Below are 18,676 nucleotides of genomic sequence, written 5' to 3' on the forward strand. Positions count from 1 at the left end.
AAGCAAAAACACGAGGGGTCGGGGTGATGCGGACATATCTGGTGGTGATCGACGATAGTCCGGAGGCATCGCTGGCGCTGCGCTTTGCGGCGCGGCGCGCGGCGCGGACCGGGGGCGGTGTGATGATCCTCGCGATCATCCCGCCACATGATTTCGTTGCTTTCGGTGGCGTCCAGGCGACGATCGAGGCCGAAGCGCGTGAACATGCCGAGGAACTGGTCGCCGCCGCCGCCGCCGCTGTGGTGCAGGAAGCGGGCGTGACGCCGCAGGTGATGGTCAAATCGGGCAAGCCTGCCGAAGTCGTGTGCGAACTGATCCGCGCGAATGACGAGGTCGCGGCGCTGGTCCTCGCGACGGCGGCGAGCGGCGCGCCGGGGCCGCTGGTCACCTTTTTCACCGGACAGGATGCGGGGGCGCTCCCCTGCCCGGTGATGCTGGTGCCGGGCGGGATCGATATCGCCCGGCTCGATGCGCTGAGCTAGACCGCGACCGGGCGCGGCACGCCCGCGTCTTTCCATTCGAGGATCGCGAAGCCGAGCACCCCCAGGGCCTGCGCGGCGACAACAGCGATACCGATTCCGGTCATCCCGGCGGCGAAGGTCGCGACAACTGCGAGGCTTGCGGCGACCCAACCGAGATTGCCGAGCGCGATCAGCTTTACCAATGCCGGACTCGGCACGGCCTGACGCGCTGCGACAATCATCAGAAGCGCTGCGGCGAGGCAGATCCAGCCGCCGATTGCAACGACATGCGCGGGGAGGCCGAGAAGGGCGCCGACCGGCTCGGCGGCGAGCAGGCCGATGGCGAAAACGCCTCCGCAGGTGATGGCATCGGCGACGAGGATATTCTTGAGATTGAGGATCGACATGGTGGTTCTCCTTTCGACCCGTTCAAACTGGACTCGAAATGGAATGGCGTCGATTACGCCGGAGGTAATGGAAAACAGGAAGGCCGGGGTATAGCCGACGTTACGAAGGAGAATGACGATGAAGCCCGCATCTCTCGGCGAACAGCTCCGCGAATGGCGCGTCCGGCGCCGGATGAGCCAGATGGACCTCGCGCTCGACAGCGAAATCTCGACGCGCCACCTCAGCTTTATCGAAACGGGTCGTTCGCGGCCGAGCGCCGCGATGCTGCAGCGCATCGCCGACTGCCTCGATGTGCCCCACCGCGCGCGCAACGCCCTGCTGCTCGCGGGCGGCTATGCGCCCGATTATCAGGAATGTCCGCTCGACAGCCCCGAAATGGCGGGGATGAAGGCGATCGTCGAGCATGTGCTGAAGGGGCATGAGCCCTACCCCGCGCTCGCGGTCGACCGGCACTGGAACATGATCGCCGCCAACGCCGCGGTCGCGTTGTTCATACAGCTTGCGGCGCCTGAATTGTTCGAGCCACCGGTCAATGTGCTGCGCGTCGCGATGCACCCCAAGGGACTCGCGCCACATATCGTCAATCGCGGCGAGTGGCGCGCGCATCTGCTCGAAAGGCTCGACCACCAGATCGACGCGAGTGCCGACGCCGGGCTGATCGCGCTGCGCGAGGAACTGGCGGGCCATGGCGCCGATGTCGGCGATGATCGCGGGAGCGCGGCCAACGGCATCGCGGTGCCGCTGATCCTCGACACGCCGATGGGGCGGATCCGTTTCGTCTCGACCGTGACGATCTTCGGGACGCCGGTCGACATCACGCTGTCCGAACTGGCGATCGAAGCCTTTTTCCCGGCCGACGCCGAAAGCGCCGCACTGCTGCAGCAAATGGCGGTGCGCTGCTGACTTAGCGTTTTCGTCCCTTGTGCCTGATGTTGGCGGGCCGGCCGCGCTTGCCGACCATATGCTTTCCCGCCTTGTCCTTTCCGGCCTTCTTCAGCCCGTCGCGTCGCGGCGGGCGATTGCGGAAACCGCCCTCGGGCGCGTCGGGGAGCTCGAAGCGCAACGCGCCGCTGATCGGGTTCGCGTCCATCAGGCGGAGTTCGAGCCGCTGCCCGACCGAATAGCTCGCCCGGCCATGTTCGCTGTCGAGCGTCCGCGCCGCCTCATCGTAGAAGAAGCGCTCGCTTCCCAGCGTCGATACCGGCATCAGCCCGTCGCCGCCGAGCCCGTCGACAGTCGCGAAGAAGCCGAAGGGCTGCACCCTGGTGATGCGCGCGATGACGATCTCGCCAGTTTTGGTCGCCAGATAGGCCGCGACATAGCGGTCGACGGTTTCGCGCTCGGCCTCCATCGCGCGGCGTTCGAGCGCGCTGATGGCCTCGCCGATACGCGACAGGCCCTTCGCGTCGGCTTCGCCCAGACCTGTGCGCGCGGGCAGATCCCTGACCTTGCCAGGTACTTCGAGACGCCAGGAGTCGACGAGCGCGCGATGGACGATCAGGTCGGCGTAGCGGCGGATCGGCGAGGTGAAATGCGCGTAGCTGCCGAGCGCGAGCCCGAAGTGGCCCGCATTGGCGGGGCCATAATAGGCCTGCGTCTGGCTGCGCAGGATCGCCTGCATGATCTCTGGCAGCCGGTCGTCCCCGGAAAAGCCGTCGATCAGCCGGTTGAACACTGCGGGGGTGATCACCTGCCCCAATGCGAAACTCTGCTCGAAGGTTTCGAGATAGTCCTTGAGCCCGACGAGCTTCTCGCGGCTCGGGGGTTCGTGGATGCGGTACATCACCGGCGATTTCTTCGCCTCGAGCGCCTTCGCCGCCGCGACGTTGGCCGCGATCATGTAATCCTCGATCAGCCTGTGCGCATCGAGGCGGTCGCGCACGCGGATTTCGGCGATGGCGCCCTGCTCGTCGAGGATCACCTGCCGTTCGGGCAGGTCGAGATCGAGCGGGTCGCGCGCCGCGCGCGCCTTGGCGAGCAGCGCCCAGCTCGCCCACAGATTTCTGAGCGCCGGAAGGACGTCGGCGTCCCACCCCTCGCGCGCTTCATTGGCGTCATGGGCCGCCTGCGCATGTTCATACGCGATGTTCGCGCGCAGCCGGACGAGCGCGCGGGTGAAGCGCCACGAGGTCACCTTGCCGTGCCTGTCGATGACGAGATGGCACGCCATCGCGGCGCGATCCTCGCCCGCCTTCAGCGAACAGACGCCGGCCGACAGCGTTTCGGGAAGCATCGGGACGATGCGGTCGGGGAAATAGACGCTGTTGCCGCGCCGCCGCGCCTCGCGGTCGAGCGCGCCGTCGGGGCGGACATAGAAGCTGACGTCGGCAATCGCGACGATCGCGCGGAAGCCGCCCTTGTTCCCCGCGTCCTCGTCGGGAATCGCCCAGACCGCGTCGTCATGGTCGCGCGCATCGACGGGATCGATCGCGACGATCGGCAGCTCGCGCAAATCCTCGCGCCCGTCGGGAGTGAGCGGCAGTTTGGCGGCCTTCTCCGCCTCGGCGATGGTTTCGCCGTCGAAGACGTGCGGGATTTCGTGCCGCGCGATCGCGATCATGCTGAGTGATCGGGGCGCGAAGGGATCGCCGATGCGATCGACGACCTTCGCCTTGATCGCGGCGCCGCGCCCGGTCAGTTCGGCGCGCACCAGATCGCCGATATCGGCATCGCCCTTGTCGGCGACGGCAAAGTCGTATCGCGCGCGCTTGTCGGCTGGGCGCAGCCAGATCATCGGCTTGCCGCCGGGCGACTTTTCCTCGACGAGCACACCGATCACCATCTCGGCGCTCGCCTGCAGGCGCTTCATCGGATGCGCGACATGGCCGCTGCCGCGTTCTTCGGTGCGCGCGAGGATACGGTCGCCGACGCCGAGTGCGCCCTTCCGCCCCTGCTCGATCACGCGAAGGCGCGGCGCGGGGCCGGCGGCTTCCCAGCGTTCGGGTACCGCCCAGACATTGCTGCCCTCGATCGCGGCGACGCGCAGCACGGTGACGCGCGGCAGGCCGCCATGCTTGTGAAAGGCGCGCCCCGGTGCCAGATCGACGAGCCCCTCGTCGGTCATGTCCTTGAGCAGCGCCTTCAATGCGATCTTGTCATTGCCATGCAGCGCGAAATGCTTCGCGATCTCGCGCTTGCCGACCGCATCCTTGCTTTCTTCGATGAAGCGAAGGATCTGCTCGGGCGTCGGCAGTCCGGTGTGTTTCTTGCGGGCCATCCCCTGCGGATAGGGGGTAACGGGCGGCCCGTCACCCCCATGCGCAGGTCACCAGGGCGAAATGTCGGGCACCTGCCCCGATGCAGTGGCGGTAAAGGCCGAACGATAGTGGGCCGTCAGCCATAGGCGATCCAGCGGCCCGACGCGCCTGCAGCGAGCCAGAGAAGCAGCGAAGCCGCGGCCATCGCCCGCGCGGCACCGGGCGCCGCGTCCGGCCAGCCCCCCATATGCGCGCGCCAGATCAGCCGAAAGGCGGCGGCGTTCGCGACCGCCGCGGCGACGATGATCAACTTTCGCCCGAAAATGGCGGATCGCGCCAGCGCCGCGCCGTCGGCGGCGAACAGGATCACGCCGCTGGCCGCCATCAGGACCAGCCCAGCGATGGCGACCGGCGTCAGCGCGCGCGACAGGCCGGTCATCGGCAAGGCCCGCCACAAACCCAGTATCCGCAGATCGACGATGCCGATTCCGCCCACCAGCATGACGAGGCCCAGCAGGTGCAGCGCATTGGCGAGCGGATAGACGAGCGGAGACCCGCGCGACCATGGCCCGATGCCGACCGTATCGAGCCACGCCGCGGCTGCCGTCAGCACGGGCTCCACGCCGACAGACTCAGCGCAACTCGACCGTTTTCCGACCGATCATGATGCGCTCCACCCGCATTTCGGTCGCGCCGTCACGCCGGACATAGCCGGTCAGGCGGACACGCTTGCCGGGCTCGATCTCGGCGCGGGTCAGTCCGCGCGCTTCCATTCTGCCGGTCGGTGCCAGAATGACGTCCCAAAGCTTGCCCTTCCAGCGCATCTTGGCGCTGCCGTGCGGATTGCCCCACGACAATTGCGTAAAGGACGCCGTCAGGGTGACCGGCCTGGTCTCGTCATAGGACGACCAGCCGTGATGGGCGGCGACGGGTAGTGCGGTCAGCGCCAGTGACGTCGCCGCGATCAGCACGGGAAAACGCATCGAGTGTCTCCTTCGGCCCCTCGGACCGAAGGCTAATGGTCAGCGGCTTCGCGTGCAAGGGTGCAGCGGATCAATAGGTTCGCCCGATCAGCACGCGCTCGACCGCCGGTTCGCCGGTGAAGAAGCAGACGCCGTCGGCCGGCGCGGCGTCGAGCGGCGTGTTGCGCATCGTCAGCTTGAGCGCCTTCAATTGCTCGACGATCCTGTCGAGCGCGGCGCCGGTCGGGCGCGACCATTGCACCTCGGCCCAGCCGACGAATTTGTCGTCGCCCGCGAAATGCGCCTGGAGGTCGGTGACGTCGCGCCGGATATTGCTGTGCAGCCGCTTGCGCGCCTCGCCGTAGAGGCTTGCCTGGATATCGTCGAGGGTCGCCACGGCGTCGGCAATGAAATCGCCCTTCGCGATGAAGGCCGAGTTGAGCTTGCCGTCGTCCTTGTAGAGCCGGTCGCGGCGGATCACCGCAACATTGCCCCCCGCGACGTCGCGGGGCCCCACTTCGACGATGATCGGGGCGCCCTTCTTCACCCAGCCCCAGCGCTTGGTCTGCGCCTTGTTCGCGCCGGTGTCGAACAGCACGCGGAGGGGTTCGCGGAAGGCGTCGAGCGCCTTCAACTGGGTTTCGAGGTTGCGGCAATAATCGAGGATCGCGGCGTCCTCTTCATTGTCGCGGAGCATCGGCACGATGACGATCTGGTGCGGCGCGATGCGCGGCGGACAGCGGAGGCCGTCGTCGTCGCCATGCGTCATGATGACACCGCCGATCATGCGCGTCGAGGTGCCCCAGCTCGTCGTGTGGCACAGGCTGTGGCCGCCTTCCCTGTCCTGATAGCGGATGTTCGCGGCCTCGGCGAACCCGGTGCCGAGATAGTGCGAGGTGCCGGCCTGCAGCGCCTTGCCGTCCTGCATCATCGCCTCGATCGAATAGGTCGCGACCGCGCCGGGAAAGCGCTCATTCTCGGGCTTCTCACCTGCGATCACCGGCATGGCGAGGACATCCTCGGCGAAGGCGCGGTACATTTCGAGTGCGCGCAACGTTTCGGTCATCGCATCGTCACGATCGGCGTGCGCGGTATGGCCCTCCTGCCACAGGAACTCGCTGGTGCGCAGGAACATGCGCGTGCGCATTTCCCAGCGCACGACATTGGCCCACTGATTGACCTTGAGCGGCAGGTCGCGCCAGCTCTGCACCCAGCGGCTCATCGCATTGCCGATGACCGTTTCCGATGTCGGGCGGACGATCAGCGGCTCCTCGAGCTTCGCTTCGGGATCGGGGATCAGCTTGCCCTTGCCGTCCTGGATCAGCCGGTGGTGCGTGACAACCGCCATTTCCTTTGCAAAACCATCGACATGGTCGGCTTCCTTTTCAAAGAAGCTCAAGGGAATGAAGAGCGGAAAATAGGCGTTCTGGACGCCGGCGTCCTTGATCGCGGCGTCCATGACCGTCTGGATCCGTTCCCAGATGCCATAGCCCCACGGCTTGATCACCATGCAGCCGCGCACGCCCGATTCCTCGGCGAGATCGGCTTCGGCAATGACGTCCTGATACCAGGCCGCGAAGTCGGCCTGACGGGTTACGCTGAGCGCATGCTTGATCATCTGTCCTGTTTTCTGTGCTTTGGAGCCCATATGCGGCTCCCGGTTATTTCTTGCCGAGTTCGGCCCTGAGTTCGGCGATTTCGGCCTTGAGCGCCGCGATTTCGGCGTCCTTGGACTTGCTGCCGGCGCCTGGCATGAAGGCGCCCGCGGCCTGCTGGAACATTTCCATGTTTCGCCGCGTCAGTTCGGCGAGCGGGTTCGATCCGAGAGCGCCCTCGAACGCGGCGCGGACGTCCTGCTGATTCTTGCGGAAGCTCGCCATCGACGCTTCGAGATATTGCGGCACCATCGATTGCATCTTGTCGCCGTACATGCCGATCAGCTGGCGCAGGAAATTGACCGGAAGCAGCGTTTCGCCGCGCGTTTCGGTGTCCATGATGATCTGCGTGAGCACATTGTGCGTGATATCCTCGCCGCTCTTGGCGTCGACGACGCGGAAATCGCGGCCGTCGCGGACCATCGCGCCCAGGTCGTCGAGCGTGATGTAGCAGCTGCGCTCGGTATCGTAGAGCCGCCGGTTCGCATATTTCTTGATCGTGACGACGTCGCCTTCAGTCGCACCTTTGGACTTCGCCATCTCTTCCCGCGCTCCTTTGTATTCCGGCGCCATATTTCATATCATGCCGGACAATCGATCGCCGTTGCATTAGCATCAAAATATGATGCGTCGCAACATGGCGGATTTCGGATCGGTAACGGCACCGATTCGTGCGCTTGAACCCGCATCTGTCCGGTCGGGCCGTTCATTCCTGTCGACGAGGTGCGCCCCTGGAAGTGCCGGACCACACCCCGTGATAGTAATTTAGTTTCACGGGATATCATATCGGTGGCATATTTTTTTCAATTTGCGCCGCCAACCGGTCGTTCGTTTCCCCGTCCCGCACTTTGATTCCAACCCGGCGGAAATCGCCGTCCGGCGCGCTGTTGCCAAAATGACACACCGGCGACACTAGAGTCTCCCGAGTGTCAGAAAATTTTCATCAAAGGCTTGTGCCGCCGCGAATTTCAGTCTTTCTAGCCCCAATCCGTTCTCCCAACTCTACTTTTGAACGGTAACCGGGGAAAATCATCATGAAGAAAACCAGCCTCTTGGTTCGGGGTTCCGCCCTGAGTCTTGCTTTGTTCACCGCCATGCCGGCGATGGCGCAGAGCGAAACTGCCCAAGCAGAAGAAACAGCCGAAGCCGCCGGCGACGGCGCGATCGTCGTCACCGGCTCGCGCATCCGTCGCGACGAATTCTCGGTCGCCGAGCCGATCACCGTCGTTACCGCCGAGGAAATCACCCAGGCGGGTTTCAACAGCGCCGCAGACGCGCTGCAGAGCAACGCGGTCACCCAGGGTTCGGGTCAGATCAACAACTTCTACGGCGGCTTCGTCACCGACGGTGGCACCGGCGCCAACACGCTCGGCCTGCGCAACCTCGGCCCGAGCCGTACGCTGGTCCTGCTCAACGGCCGTCGTCTGGCACCCGGTGGTACCCGCGGCTCGGTCCTCGCGGCCGACCTTAACGTCCTGCCGACCGCCATCGTCAGCAGCATCGAAGTGCTGAAGGCGGGCGCTTCGTCGGTCTACGGTTCGGACGCCGTCGCCGGCGTCGTCAACATCATCACCGACAACAAGCTGCGCGGCCTGAACATCGAGGGCCAGATCAACGTGCCCGAAGTCGGCGCGGGCATCGACAAGCGCATCGCGGCCTCGTTCGGTTTCGAAAGCGATCGCCTCAACATCATCGGCTCGGTCGAATATCGCAAGCGTAACAAGCTTTCGCGTAACGACGTGCCGTGGCTCGACTGCCCGATCGGCGGCTATCTGACCGGCGAAGGTACGGAATTCGGCTCGGGCGACGGCGTCGGCTTCGACGGCACCTCCTGCTTCACGCTGGACAATGGCGGTGTGACGATCAACACGCTCGGCCTTCCGACGCGTGCGGCGATCGGCCGTACCAGCGGAACGGTTGGCAATTTCAACCGCTTCGTCCCGGCTCCGGGCGTGACCACGGGACCGTTCCCGGGTTATCTGGGCGTCGGCACCTATGATCGCGACACCTTCGACCCGGCCCAGGAAGAAGAGCCGCTGATCACCGAGGCGGAAATCTACACCGGCTACCTTTCGGGTACCTACAGCACCGACTTCCTCGGCAACGCCGAAATCTATGGCGAAGCGCTCGTCACCCGCCGCAAGTCGTCGTCGCCGCTGTATCGCCAGCTTTCGCTCGACTATGTCCAGGGCAGCCCGCTGCTTCCTGCCGATCTTCGCAATGGCGCATTCCTCAACCCGAACGAAACTTCGGGTGGCAAGCTCGTTGCGGCGCGTGGCTTCATCGGCTTCGGCCTCACCGATTCGAGGCAGCAGGTCGACTATGCCCGCGTGTCGGGCGGCATTCGCGGCGATTTCTTCCTGCCGCAGTGGCGCTATGACGCCTATGTGGGCAAATCGTGGAACGACGGTAGCTATGAGATCGAATCCTTCCTGATCGATCGCATGGCGCAGTCGCTCGACGCGGTGGCCAATGGCGACGGCACGTTCAGCTGTGCCAGCGCTGCGACCAACCCGAACTGCGTCGCCGCGCCGGCGCTTTCGGCCGACGTGATCGGCGGCAAGCTTCCGCAGGATTGGAAGGACTGGATCCTCGTCAACACGATCGGCAAGACGCAGTTCCGCGAAACGACCTTCGCGTTCAACGTCGACGGTCCGCTGTTCGCGATGCCCGGTGGCGACGTCCAGCTCGCGCTGGGTGCCGAATATCGCAAGCAGAGCATCAACGACCAGCCCGACGTGAACTCGCTCAACGGCAACCTGCTCGGCCTCACCGCGGCAACGCCGACGGTGGGCAAGGACAGCGTCAAGGAAGTCTACGGCGAAATCTTCGTCCCGATCCTTGCCGACACGCCCGGCTTCTATCGCCTCAACCTGACGGCTTCGGCCCGCTATACGGACTATAAGTCCTATGGATCGGACACGACCTTCAAGATCGCAGGCGAATGGGAACCGATCCGCGGCTTCGGTCTGCGTGCAAGCTATGGCACCTCCTATCGTGCCCCGGCTCTCGCAGAGCAGTTCCTCGGCGCAACCAGCGGCTTCCTTGGCAGCACGCTCGATCCGTGCGACGACCTGCCGCCGGCCAACGAGCAGAACCCGAACGAACAGATCGTTGCGGGGAACTGCGCCTCGATCGGCCTGCCGGCGGATTTCCAGCAGACCAGCGGCATCACGACCTTCCGGGTCGGCGGGGCCGATGCCGGGCTCGAGGCTGAAACCTCGAAGAACTGGTCGGTCGGCGTCGTCATTCGTCCGGTCCTGCCCGAATCGGTCGGACAGCTTTCCTTGTCGCTCGATTATTTCGACATCAAGGTCAGCAACGGCGTTGCCGATCTCGATGCTGGGACGATCCTGAACCGTTGCTATGGCGATGCGAACTTCAACCCGAACGAAGGCTTCTGCCGCTTCGTCGACCGCGACGCGAACAATGCGCTGACCGTGACGAGCAGCTTCGTCAACCTGTCGCAGGACATTCGCAAGGGCTTCGAGTTCAACGGTCGCTATGCGCGTGACCTGTTCGGTGGTCGTTTCACGCTGAACGCCAACGTCACCAAATACACCGAACAGTCGAGCCGCCTCTTCCCCGAAGAGTTCCTGACCGACATGAACGGCACGGTGGTGAACCCCGACTGGGTGGGCAGCTTCGACGCGACGTACCGGTTCAACAACGTGACGCTGCGTTACGGTCTCGACTGGATCGACGGCGACCGCGACCGGACGTACAAGTATTTCGCCTATGACGAACTCACCGGTGTTTCGGATCCGGATCTGGTTCAGGCCTATCGCGATAACTATTATCTCGAGGCCGCGAACTACTTCCTCCACTCGGCATCGGTGCAGTTCAACATTGCCGAGAAGTACGAGCTGACGGTTGGCGTGCAGAACCTGTTCGACACCGCACCGCCGCGCATTTCGGCCGTCGGTTACACGACGATCGGCAACGCGCCGCTCTACTCGGGTTACGACTATCGCGGTCGTACGTTCTTCATGAACGCCTCGGCCAAGTTCTGATCTTTCCGGATCGGACAAGAATTCGGGCCCCGAACGCAAGTTCGGGGCCCTTTTCTTTGCTCTTCGAAAACAAGGGGTCGGGGACGGACTGCCTTCCCCGGCCTATCTATACCCAGCGTCGCTCAAAGCGCGCACCCAGCCCCGTCAGCAGCTCATACTGCGAGAGGCCGCTCGCCGCGGACACCGCCGAAAGCTCATAGTCGAGCGTGAGCCAGTCGCCCTCGTCGATCGACCCGGCGTCGCTGGCGTCGAATGCGACAAGGTCCATCGACACCCGCCCGATCAGCGGCAATACGTGCCCGTGCCACGTCGCGCCGCCCGAACCGGCGTGGCAGCGCAGGTAGCCATCGGCATAACCCATGTTGGCCACGACGATGCGGCTGTCGCGCTGTGCGATCCACGCCGCGCCATAACCGACCGTTTCGCCTGCGCGGACCGTCCGCCTCTGGAGCACGAGCGCCTCGGGATGGACGACCTGCCGGAGATGTCCCCGCGCCTCGGCGCGCGGCGTGCCGCCATAGAGCGCGAGGCCGGGCCGCGTCAGGTCGAAGGCATAGTCGGCGCCAAGGCATATGCCGGCACTGTTCGAAAGGCTGTAGCGGCGCGCCGGAACCGATCGGCGGAGCTCGCGGAACGCCGCCAGCTGGCGCGCATTCTGATCGCTGTCCTCATCGGCCGAGGCAAGGTGGCTGAGCAGTGTTTCGACGTTCAGGCCGTCGAGCGCGCCGCCGCCCGCTTCGTCGATACGCAGGCCGAGCCGGTTCATGCCCGTATCGACCATCACGTCGCAGGGGCGCCCTTCGCCCGCCTCGCGCCAGCGCGCGACCTGGTCGATGCTGTTCAGCACCGGCCGTGCCGGAAGGGTGCGCGCGGCGACCATGTCGCTCACCCCGATGCCGTGCAGCACCGAAAGCGATACGGTTTCGGGCAGCGGCATCAGCGCCGCCGCCTCCGCCCAGGTCGCGACGAAGAAGTCGCGGCATCCGGCGGCGGCGAGATGCCGCACAACCTCGCGCGCGCCAAGGCCATAACCGTTCGCCTTGATTGCCGCGCCGCATGCGGCCGTGCCGCTTTGCGCGGCGAGCCAGCGCCAGTTGGCGACGAGCGCGTCGCGATCGAGACGGAGGCGAAGCGGGGACGGGATGGCCATCATTCCCCCGCCCCTATACGGGTTCGCCAGCCGCGCCAATGGGGTGTCAGCCCGCGGGCCGGGCCTTGTCCCATTGTCCCTCGACCGGCTCCTTCAGCATGAAGGCGGCGATGAGGAAGGCAACGAACACCACGCCCCAGGTGTACCAGAGCCCTGCATAGGCATTGCCCGTCTTGGCGATGATGAAACTCGCGATCAGCGGCAGGAAGCCGCCGAAATAGCCTGTCCCCAGATGATAGGGGATCGACAGCGACGAATAGCGGACGTGCGGCGGGAACATCTCCGAAAGTAGCGCCGCGACGGGGCCATAGGTGAAACCCGACAGCGCGCTGAGCCCGAGCAGCGCGAAGAAGATGATGGCGATGCTACCGGCGTTCGGTATCTGCTTGGCAAAGTCATAACCCATCGCTTCCAGCGCAGGCTGGAGCAGTGCGGGATCTTCGCTGGCGACCTCGCGGTCGCCGATCTTCACCGTGACGCTGTCAAAGGCGCTGCCGCTGTCGACGACAGTATAGGGTACCCCAAGCCTGGTCAGCTCGCCGAGCGTCCTGCCACAGGCGGTTTCCTGTTTCTGGGCGAAAGGATCGAAGCTGCACTGCGATCCCGTGACGACGACCGGCGCCTTCTCGGCGGCGGCGGTCAGCGCCGGATTGCCGACGCTGCCCATCAGCCAGAAAAGCGGAAAGAGCAGCACGAGCGTCGCGGCATAGCCCCGGACGATCGGCTTCTTGCGCCCGATGCGGTCGGAGAGGCGCCCCGCCCAGATAAAGAAGCCCATGCCGGCTGCGGCGGCGACGCCGACGATGATTTCTGCCGCCGTATCATCGACCTTCATCGGCCCCTTGAGGAAGGCGAGGCCCGAGAACATCGCGGTGTACCAGATCACCGTCAGGCCCGCCGCGATGCCGAACAGCGCAATGAAGATGCGCTTCGGATTGCCCGGATAGATGAAGCTTTCCTTGACCGGATTCTTCACAATCTCGCCCTCGGCCTTCATCGCCTGAAACACCGGGCTTTCTGAAAGCTTGAGCCGCATCCACAGCGAGATGGCGAGAAGGATCAGCGAGAGGAGGAAGGGCACGCGCCAGCCCCAGCTTTCCCAGATCGCGTCGGACATCATCGCCTTGCAGCCGAGCACGACGATCAGGCTCAGCACAAAGCCGCCGACGACGCTCGCCTGGATGAAGCTGGTATAGAAACCGCGCTTTCCGGGCGGCGAATGTTCGGCGACATAGACCGCCGCGCCGCCATATTCGCCGCCGAGCGCGAGCCCTTGCAATACGCGGAGCAGGATCACGATGATCGGCGCCGCGATGCCGATCGTCGCGGCCGACGGGATCATGCCGACGCCTGCCGTGGCAATGCCCATCAGCGTGACGGTGACGAGGAAGGTATATTTGCGGCCGAGCCGGTCGCCGAGAAAGCCGAACAGCACCGCACCCAAAGGCCGAAAGCCGAAGCCGACCGCGAACCCTGCCCAGACGAGCAGGATTTCGAGCGTCGCATTGTCGCTGGGGAAAAAGGCCTTGCCGATGATCGCCGCGAGCGTGCCGTAGATGAAGAAATCATACCATTCGAACACCGTACCCGCCGACGATGCGGCGATGACCATGCGGATGTCTTTCGCGGTCGGTTCGTAAACGGCCCCGTTTCCGGCGGCGGCGCTCTCGGTCATACACTCTCCCCCGCCCCGGTTTGCATGGGGCTTTCGCCTCTCTCTACCGGGCAAGCGGCGCCGCGCAAGCCTTCTTGGCGTAGCGTCAATCCGGTGGCAGGATGCCGACCATGCAGTTCATCGACCTTTCCATCCCGATCACCAACGACGTCGTGTCGGACCCGCCGGTGATGCGCCCCAACATCACCTATATGACCCATGAAAACACATGGGAGCAGATCGCGATGTTCTTCCCCGGCCTGACGAAGGACGATCTGCCCGATGGCGAAGGCTGGGCGGTAGAGAGCCTGACGCTGAGCACGCACAACGGCACGCATATGGACGCGCCGTGGCATTTCCACTCGACGACCGATGACGGCGCGAGCGCTGCGCCGAGTATCGACGAAGCGCCGCTCGACCTTTTCTTCCGCCCCGGCGTGAAGCTGGATTTTTCGGACCGCCCCGCCGGACATGTCGCAAGCGGCGCCGAGGTCGAAGCAGAGCTGGCGCGGATCGGGCATCAGCTCCGGCCATTCGATATCGTGCTCGTCCAGTCGGGCGCGATCTACGGCACCGACAATTTCACTGATCAGGGCTGCGGCATGGGCGCCGAGGCGACGCTCTACCTGACCGAACGCGGCGTCAAGGTCGTCGGCACCGACGCGTGGAGCTGGGACGCCCCCTTCAGCCACACCGCGAAGCGCTGGGCCGAAACGCGCGACCCGTCGATCATCTGGGAAGGTCACAAGGCCGGACGGATCAAGCCCTATTACCAGATCGAGAAGCTCACCAATCTTGCCGCCCTGCCCGCAACCGGCTGGACACTGAGCTGCTTCCCCGTGAAGATCGAGCGCGCGAGTGCGGGATGGATCCGCGCGGTGGCGCTGATCGACTAGAGGTTCCGTGTCGCGAGTACCCACAGGGTCCACAGGCTGAGCGCAGCGAGCGTGCCGAAGGTCGCCGCCACACCGACCTGCCGCCCGAGCGGCGCCTTGCCCGGCTCCGAAGGCGTATAGAGCCCGATCACATGTGCGACGCGGCCGATCAGGAAGATCGCGCCGATGATCATCAGCCCCATATGATTGGCGCGAACCGTCTCGAGCAGGCCGATCAGGATAATCGTGATCGGCGCATATTCCGCGAGATTGCCGTGCGCGCGGCTGGCGCTGATCAGCTTGGCATCGCCATGATCGCCGAACGCGGCCTTTACCCGCAGCCTCTGGCGTACGGTATCGATCGCGGTGACGAGCAGCAGCAACGCACAGACGGCCGCAACGAATGCGGTAACCGGTAAAGTCATGGTCCTCTCCCCTGTTTCCCGCTGGAAGACTAGCCGCGATGCGCGGTACGGGGAAGGTCAGAAGAGACGTGAACCGTTCGGGACCTCTCTGTCGGGGGCAAACAGGATCACCGCGCCCTCTTCATCGGCGAAGCCGAGCGTCAGCACTTCGGACATGAACTTGCCGATCTGCCGCGGCGGGAAGTTGACGACTGCCGCAACCTGTCGCCCCGGAAGCTCTTCCAGCGCATAGCGGTCGACGATCTGCGCGCTGCTCTTCTTCACTCCGATCGCGAGGCCGAAGTCGATTTTCAGCCTGAACGCGGGTTTGCGTGCCTCCGGAAAGGGCTCGGCCTCGACGATCGTGCCGATGCGAATGTCGACGCGGAGGAAATCGTCGAAGCCGATCGCCTCCGCCGCCGGGGCATCCTGATCGTGATTGACGTGCATGGCGTCATTCCATCTCCAAAATCACCGCATCGACCGCGAGGCTGTCGCCCTGCGCGGCGTTGACGGTCTTCACCACGCCCGATTTCTCGGCGCGGAGGATATTTTCCATCTTCATCGCCTCGACCGTCGCGAGCGGCTGGCCGGCCTCGACCTTGTCGCCCTCGTCGACGTGCAGCGTGACGAGCAGGCCCGGCATCGGGCAGATGAGGAATTTCGACAGATCGGGCGGGATCTTTTCGATCATGTGCGAGGCGAGCGGCGCAACGTGCCAGGGCAGGACGCGCACGTCGTGGATGTGCCCGCGCGTCGTCATTTTCCAACCGGTGCGCGTCTTCGCGACCTTCACCGCGAGTTCGCTATCGTCGATCTCGGCCACGACGAGCCGGTCGCCCGGCGTATATTCGAGCGCGATGTCGATGCGGTCGCCTTCGACCTTGATATGCTTCGCGCCGATCTTGACCTTGTGCGGCACGCCGTCGATCGACACCTGCCACTTCGCGGGCGGTTCGAGGCGGTCGCCGAGTTGGCCGTCGGTGCGGCGGGCACGGTCGGCCTCGGCGCTCGCCATGAAGCCCGCGATCGCGGCCAGCGCGCGCGCGATCTTCGCGTCGGTCGGCGCGCCGTGGAAGCCCTCGGGATATTCCTCGGCGATGAAGCCCGTCGTCAGTTCACCCGAGCGGAAGCGCGGATGCTGCATGATCGCCGAGACGAAATCGATATTGTGGCCGAGCCCTTCGAGCTCGAAGCGGTCGAGCGCCGCAATCTGCAGGTCGGCCGCGTCGTCGCGCGTCTTGCCCCATGTCACCAGCTTGGCGATCATCGGGTCATAGAAGATCGACACCTCGCCGCCCTCCTCCACCCCGGCATCGACGCGCACGCCATCGACGCCGCGCTCGTCGCCTTCCCACGCCGGCACCGGGGTGCGATAGCGCACGAGTCGTCCCGTCGAAGGCAGGAAGCCCCGATAGGGATCCTCGGCATAGACGCGGTTCTCGATCGCCCAGCCGTCGATCCCGATATCCTCCTGCGTCATCTCGAGCTTTTCGCCCGCGGCGACGCGGATCATCTGTTCGACGAGGTCGATCCCGGTGATCGCCTCGGTCACCGGATGCTCGACCTGCAGGCGCGTGTTCATTTCGAGGAAGTAGAAGCTCTCGCCCGTCGGATCGGCGCCCGACACGATCAGTTCGACCGTGCCCGCGCTGTAGTAACCGACCGCCTTCGACAGCGCGACGCACTGCTCGCCCATCGCCCTGCGCATCTTCTCGGTCACGAAGGGCGACGGTGCTTCCTCGACCACCTTCTGGTGGCGGCGCTGGATGCTGCATTCGCGCTCGTTGAGATAGAGGACATTGCCGTGCTGATCGCCGAGGATCTGGATTTCGATGTGGCGCGGATTGAGAATGAATTTCTCGATGAAGACGCGGTCGTCGCCGAAGCTGTTGAGCCCCTCGCGCTTGGTCGCCTCGAAGCCTTCGCGGACGTCCTTTTCGTCATAGGCGAGGCGCATGCCCTTGCCGCCGCCGCCGGCCGACGCCTTCATCATCACGGGATAGCCGATCTCGTTCGAAATCTCGACCGCATGCTCGGTATCGCGGATCTCGCCGACGAAGCCGGGGACGACGTTGACGCCCGCTTCCTTCGCGAGCTTCTTCGACTCGATCTTGTCGCCCATTGCGGCGATCGCGCCGACCGGCGGGCCGATGAAGGCGATATTTTCCTTGGCGAGCGCCTCGGCGAAGCTGGTGCGTTCCGAGAGGAAGCCATAGCCCGGATGCACCGCCTCCGCGCCCGTCTGTTTACAAGCAGCAATGATCTTGTCGGCGATCAGATAGGATTCGGACGCGGGCGACGGGCCGATATGCACCGCCTCATCGGCCATCTGCACGAACGGCGCGCGCGCGTCGGCGTCCGAATAGACGGCGACGGTCGCGATACCCATCCGGCGCGCGGTCTTGATGACGCGGCAGGCGATTTCGCCGCGATTGGCGATCAGGATCTTCTTGAACATCGGTCTCAATATTCCTCGATCAAATCTTTGAGTTGCTTGGTGCGGGCTTCGGTGAGCTGCGTCTGGCATCCGCTGATCACCATCGGTTCGGCCGAGCCGCCACGCATCGTGTAGCCCTCGCTCGCGCATTGCTGGTCGCGGTACGTCAGCCATGCGCGTTGCGCCGCGAGCAGCGTATCGAAATAGCCCGGGCGGTTGTCCTGCGTACGGTCGAAGTCGGCATCGATCGCCTTCATCCGCGCCGCGGTCACCTTCCACTGGGCGTTCATCGCGGCGTCGGCGCGCTCGAACTCCTTATAGGCGCAGGCGTTGAGTTCGAACTGCGCCATCGCATTGTCGCAATCGATCTCGGGATCCTGCGCCGCCGCCGCCAGTATCAACAGGGTTGCGAACATCATTCGGCCGCTTCCATCTCGACCCTCTGACGCATCGGCTCTTCACTCTCCATCGGACGCAGCCCCAGCTTCGCGAACAGCGCCGCATCGGCATTGTCGCCCCGATTGCCGGTAGTCAGCAGCTTGTCGCCGGTGAAGATGCTGTTCGCGCCCGCCATGAAACAGAGCGCCTGTGTCGCTTCCGACATGCTCTCGCGCCCCGCCGACAGGCGGACCATCGATTTCGGCATGGTGATGCGCGCGACCGCGATCGTGCGGACGAACTCGATATCGTCGATCTTCGCGAGCGGGGTGTCCGCCAGCATGTCGCCGAGCACCGTGCCCTTCACCGGCACCAGCGCATTGACGGGCACGCTCTCGGGATGGCGTTCGAGCGTTGCGAGCGCGTGGATGAAGCCGACGCGGTCGGCGCGCTTCTCGCCGAGGCCGACGATGCCGCCCGAGCAGACGTTGATGCCGGCGTTCCGGACTTCCTCGAGCGTGTCGAGGCGATCCTGAAACGTCCGCGTCGAGATGATGTTCGCGTAATTCTCGGGGCTCGTGTCGATATTATGGTTGTAATAGTCGAGCCCCGCCACCGCGAGCGTCTGCGCCTGTTCCTTGCTGAGCATCCCGAGCGTCATGCAGGTTTCCATGCCCATCTGGCGCACACCCTCGATCATCTCGACGATCGCGGGCATGTCGCGGTCCTTGGGGTTGCGCCAGGCGGCACCCATGCAGAAGCGCTTCGATCCCGAATCCTTCGCCTGTGCTGCCGCCTGCAGCACCGCGCGGACGTCCATCAGTTTGGTGGCCTTGAGGCCGCTGTCGGCGCTTTTCGACTGCGAACAATAACCGCAATCCTCGGCGCAGCCGCCGGTCTTGATCGACAGCAATGTACAGAGCTGCACCTCGCCGCGCGCATGATGGCGGCGGTGCACTCCCTGAGCCTCCCACATCAGCTCGTCGAACGGCAGGTCGAACAGCTCGGCGATTTCCTCGCGCGTCCAGTCGGTGCGCAGCTGATCGTCCTGTTCGGCGGTTTGGGAGAGGTTCATGATG

At 64.8% G+C, this 18,676-nt stretch carries 17 protein-coding genes; 4 read left to right on the top strand and 13 right to left on the bottom strand.

The genetic code is table 11. The features are described from left to right. The first annotated feature begins 26 nt into the window (after window positions 1-26). Window positions 27-482: a universal stress protein gene (locus JHC57_RS07145; protein WP_294029358.1), complete on the top strand. Its 456-nt coding sequence runs from the start codon at window positions 27-29 to the stop codon at window positions 480-482. Here the strand turns inward: JHC57_RS07145 and JHC57_RS07150 are convergent. Then, a complete protein-coding gene (locus JHC57_RS07150; protein WP_294029319.1) occupies window positions 479-868 on the bottom strand; it encodes a hypothetical protein in 390 nt (129 codons plus the stop codon). The genes JHC57_RS07145 and JHC57_RS07150 overlap by 4 nt on opposite strands. Window positions 869-986: 118 nt before the next feature. On the opposite strand from JHC57_RS07150, the gene JHC57_RS07155 reads away from it, so the two are divergent. Further along, entirely contained in the window at window positions 987-1,772 is a 786-nt protein-coding gene (locus JHC57_RS07155) for a helix-turn-helix transcriptional regulator (protein ID WP_294029320.1), read from the top strand. A 1-nt stretch (window position 1,773) separates the two neighbouring features. On the opposite strand, the gene JHC57_RS07160 is transcribed toward JHC57_RS07155, so the two are convergent. From JHC57_RS07160 to phaR, 5 genes are all read right to left on the bottom strand, one after another. Continuing rightward, complete coding sequence (locus JHC57_RS07160; protein WP_294029321.1) at window positions 1,774-4,086, bottom strand: ribonuclease R family protein; 2,313 nt, start codon at window positions 4,084-4,086, stop codon at window positions 1,774-1,776. 116 nt (window positions 4,087-4,202) lie between these two features. Further along, complete coding sequence (locus JHC57_RS07165; RefSeq protein ID WP_294029322.1) at window positions 4,203-4,679, bottom strand: DUF6644 family protein; 477 nt, start codon at window positions 4,677-4,679, stop codon at window positions 4,203-4,205. 19 nt (window positions 4,680-4,698) lie between these two features. Continuing rightward, a complete protein-coding gene (locus JHC57_RS07170; RefSeq protein ID WP_294029323.1) occupies window positions 4,699-5,049 on the bottom strand; it encodes a DUF6152 family protein in 351 nt (116 codons plus the stop codon). A gap of 70 nt (window positions 5,050-5,119) precedes the next feature. After that, complete coding sequence (proS, locus tag JHC57_RS07175; RefSeq protein WP_294029324.1) at window positions 5,120-6,676, bottom strand: proline--tRNA ligase; 1,557 nt, start codon at window positions 6,674-6,676, stop codon at window positions 5,120-5,122. Window positions 6,677-6,689: 13 nt separating this feature from the next. After that, window positions 6,690-7,223: a polyhydroxyalkanoate synthesis repressor PhaR gene (gene phaR, locus JHC57_RS07180; RefSeq protein ID WP_294029325.1), complete on the bottom strand. Its 534-nt coding sequence runs from the start codon at window positions 7,221-7,223 to the stop codon at window positions 6,690-6,692. Between the two features lie 494 nt (window positions 7,224-7,717). Between phaR and JHC57_RS07185 the strand changes: the two genes are divergently transcribed. After that, window positions 7,718-10,696 carry a TonB-dependent receptor gene (locus tag JHC57_RS07185; RefSeq protein ID WP_294029326.1) on the top strand — a complete coding sequence of 993 codons (2,979 nt, stop codon included), beginning with the start codon at window positions 7,718-7,720 and terminating at the stop codon, window positions 10,694-10,696. Window positions 10,697-10,802: 106 nt separating this feature from the next. Here the strand turns inward: JHC57_RS07185 and alr are convergent, their stop codons facing one another. Then, the gene (gene alr / locus JHC57_RS07190) at window positions 10,803-11,849 is read right to left on the bottom strand and encodes an alanine racemase (protein WP_294029327.1); all 1,047 of its coding nucleotides are present in this window, start codon (window positions 11,847-11,849) and stop codon (window positions 10,803-10,805) included. Between the two features lie 43 nt (window positions 11,850-11,892). Continuing rightward, entirely contained in the window at window positions 11,893-13,521 is a 1,629-nt protein-coding gene (locus tag JHC57_RS07195; RefSeq protein ID WP_294029328.1) for an MFS transporter, read from the bottom strand. Between the two features lie 110 nt (window positions 13,522-13,631). Between JHC57_RS07195 and JHC57_RS07200 the strand changes: the two genes are divergently transcribed. Beyond that, window positions 13,632-14,396 (top strand): cyclase family protein, encoded by a 765-nt coding sequence (locus tag JHC57_RS07200; RefSeq protein ID WP_294029329.1) that lies wholly within the window; start codon window positions 13,632-13,634, stop codon window positions 14,394-14,396. On the opposite strand, the gene JHC57_RS07205 is transcribed toward JHC57_RS07200, so the two are convergent. The 5 genes from JHC57_RS07205 to bioB are packed head-to-tail and all read right to left on the bottom strand — an operon-like array spanning window position 14,393 to window position 18,672. After that, on the bottom strand, window positions 14,393-14,800 hold the full coding sequence (locus JHC57_RS07205; RefSeq protein ID WP_294029330.1) for an MAPEG family protein: 408 nt from the start codon (window positions 14,798-14,800) through the stop codon (window positions 14,393-14,395). The genes JHC57_RS07200 and JHC57_RS07205 overlap by 4 nt on opposite strands. Window positions 14,801-14,857: 57 nt before the next feature. Then, a complete protein-coding gene (locus JHC57_RS07210) occupies window positions 14,858-15,229 on the bottom strand; it encodes a tRNA-binding protein (RefSeq protein ID WP_294029331.1) in 372 nt (123 codons plus the stop codon). 4 nt (window positions 15,230-15,233) lie between these two features. Next, window positions 15,234-17,240, bottom strand: coding sequence for an acetyl/propionyl/methylcrotonyl-CoA carboxylase subunit alpha (locus JHC57_RS07215; RefSeq protein WP_294029332.1), 2,007 nt, complete (start codon window positions 17,238-17,240; stop codon window positions 15,234-15,236). 5 nt (window positions 17,241-17,245) lie between these two features. Beyond that, window positions 17,246-17,638, bottom strand: coding sequence for a lysozyme inhibitor LprI family protein (locus JHC57_RS07220; protein ID WP_294029333.1), 393 nt, complete (start codon window positions 17,636-17,638; stop codon window positions 17,246-17,248). Beyond that, the gene (gene bioB / locus JHC57_RS07225) at window positions 17,635-18,672 is read right to left on the bottom strand and encodes a biotin synthase BioB (protein ID WP_294029334.1); all 1,038 of its coding nucleotides are present in this window, start codon (window positions 18,670-18,672) and stop codon (window positions 17,635-17,637) included. The genes JHC57_RS07220 and bioB overlap by 4 nt, the downstream gene beginning before the upstream one ends. Window positions 18,673-18,676: the final 4 nt, after the last annotated feature.

The organism is Sphingopyxis sp., assembly GCF_016463645.1.
Classification (GTDB): domain Bacteria; phylum Pseudomonadota; class Alphaproteobacteria; order Sphingomonadales; family Sphingomonadaceae; genus Sphingopyxis.

Excerpts from the sequence above, each read along its gene's own strand:
- JHC57_RS07145 (WP_294029358.1), top strand. The coding sequence starts at position 27 with ATGCGGACATATCTGGTGGTGATCGACGATAGTCCGGAGGCATCGCTG.
- JHC57_RS07150 (WP_294029319.1), bottom strand. The coding sequence starts at position 868 with ATGTCGATCCTCAATCTCAAGAATATCCTCGTCGCCGATGCCATCACC.
- JHC57_RS07155 (WP_294029320.1), top strand. The coding sequence starts at position 987 with ATGAAGCCCGCATCTCTCGGCGAACAGCTCCGCGAATGGCGCGTCCGG.
- JHC57_RS07160 (WP_294029321.1), bottom strand. The coding sequence starts at position 4,086 with ATGGCCCGCAAGAAACACACCGGACTGCCGACGCCCGAGCAGATCCTT.
- JHC57_RS07170 (WP_294029323.1), bottom strand. The coding sequence starts at position 5,049 with ATGCGTTTTCCCGTGCTGATCGCGGCGACGTCACTGGCGCTGACCGCA.
- proS (WP_294029324.1), bottom strand. The coding sequence starts at position 6,676 with ATGGGCTCCAAAGCACAGAAAACAGGACAGATGATCAAGCATGCGCTC.
- phaR (WP_294029325.1), bottom strand. The coding sequence starts at position 7,223 with ATGGCGAAGTCCAAAGGTGCGACTGAAGGCGACGTCGTCACGATCAAG.
- JHC57_RS07185 (WP_294029326.1), top strand. The coding sequence starts at position 7,718 with ATGAAGAAAACCAGCCTCTTGGTTCGGGGTTCCGCCCTGAGTCTTGCT.
- alr (WP_294029327.1), bottom strand. The coding sequence starts at position 11,849 with ATGATGGCCATCCCGTCCCCGCTTCGCCTCCGTCTCGATCGCGACGCG.
- JHC57_RS07195 (WP_294029328.1), bottom strand. The coding sequence starts at position 13,521 with ATGACCGAGAGCGCCGCCGCCGGAAACGGGGCCGTTTACGAACCGACC.
- JHC57_RS07200 (WP_294029329.1), top strand. The coding sequence starts at position 13,632 with ATGCAGTTCATCGACCTTTCCATCCCGATCACCAACGACGTCGTGTCG.
- JHC57_RS07205 (WP_294029330.1), bottom strand. The coding sequence starts at position 14,800 with ATGACTTTACCGGTTACCGCATTCGTTGCGGCCGTCTGTGCGTTGCTG.
- JHC57_RS07210 (WP_294029331.1), bottom strand. The coding sequence starts at position 15,229 with ATGCACGTCAATCACGATCAGGATGCCCCGGCGGCGGAGGCGATCGGC.
- JHC57_RS07215 (WP_294029332.1), bottom strand. The coding sequence starts at position 17,240 with ATGTTCAAGAAGATCCTGATCGCCAATCGCGGCGAAATCGCCTGCCGC.
- JHC57_RS07220 (WP_294029333.1), bottom strand. The coding sequence starts at position 17,638 with ATGATGTTCGCAACCCTGTTGATACTGGCGGCGGCGGCGCAGGATCCC.
- bioB (WP_294029334.1), bottom strand. The coding sequence starts at position 18,672 with ATGAACCTCTCCCAAACCGCCGAACAGGACGATCAGCTGCGCACCGAC.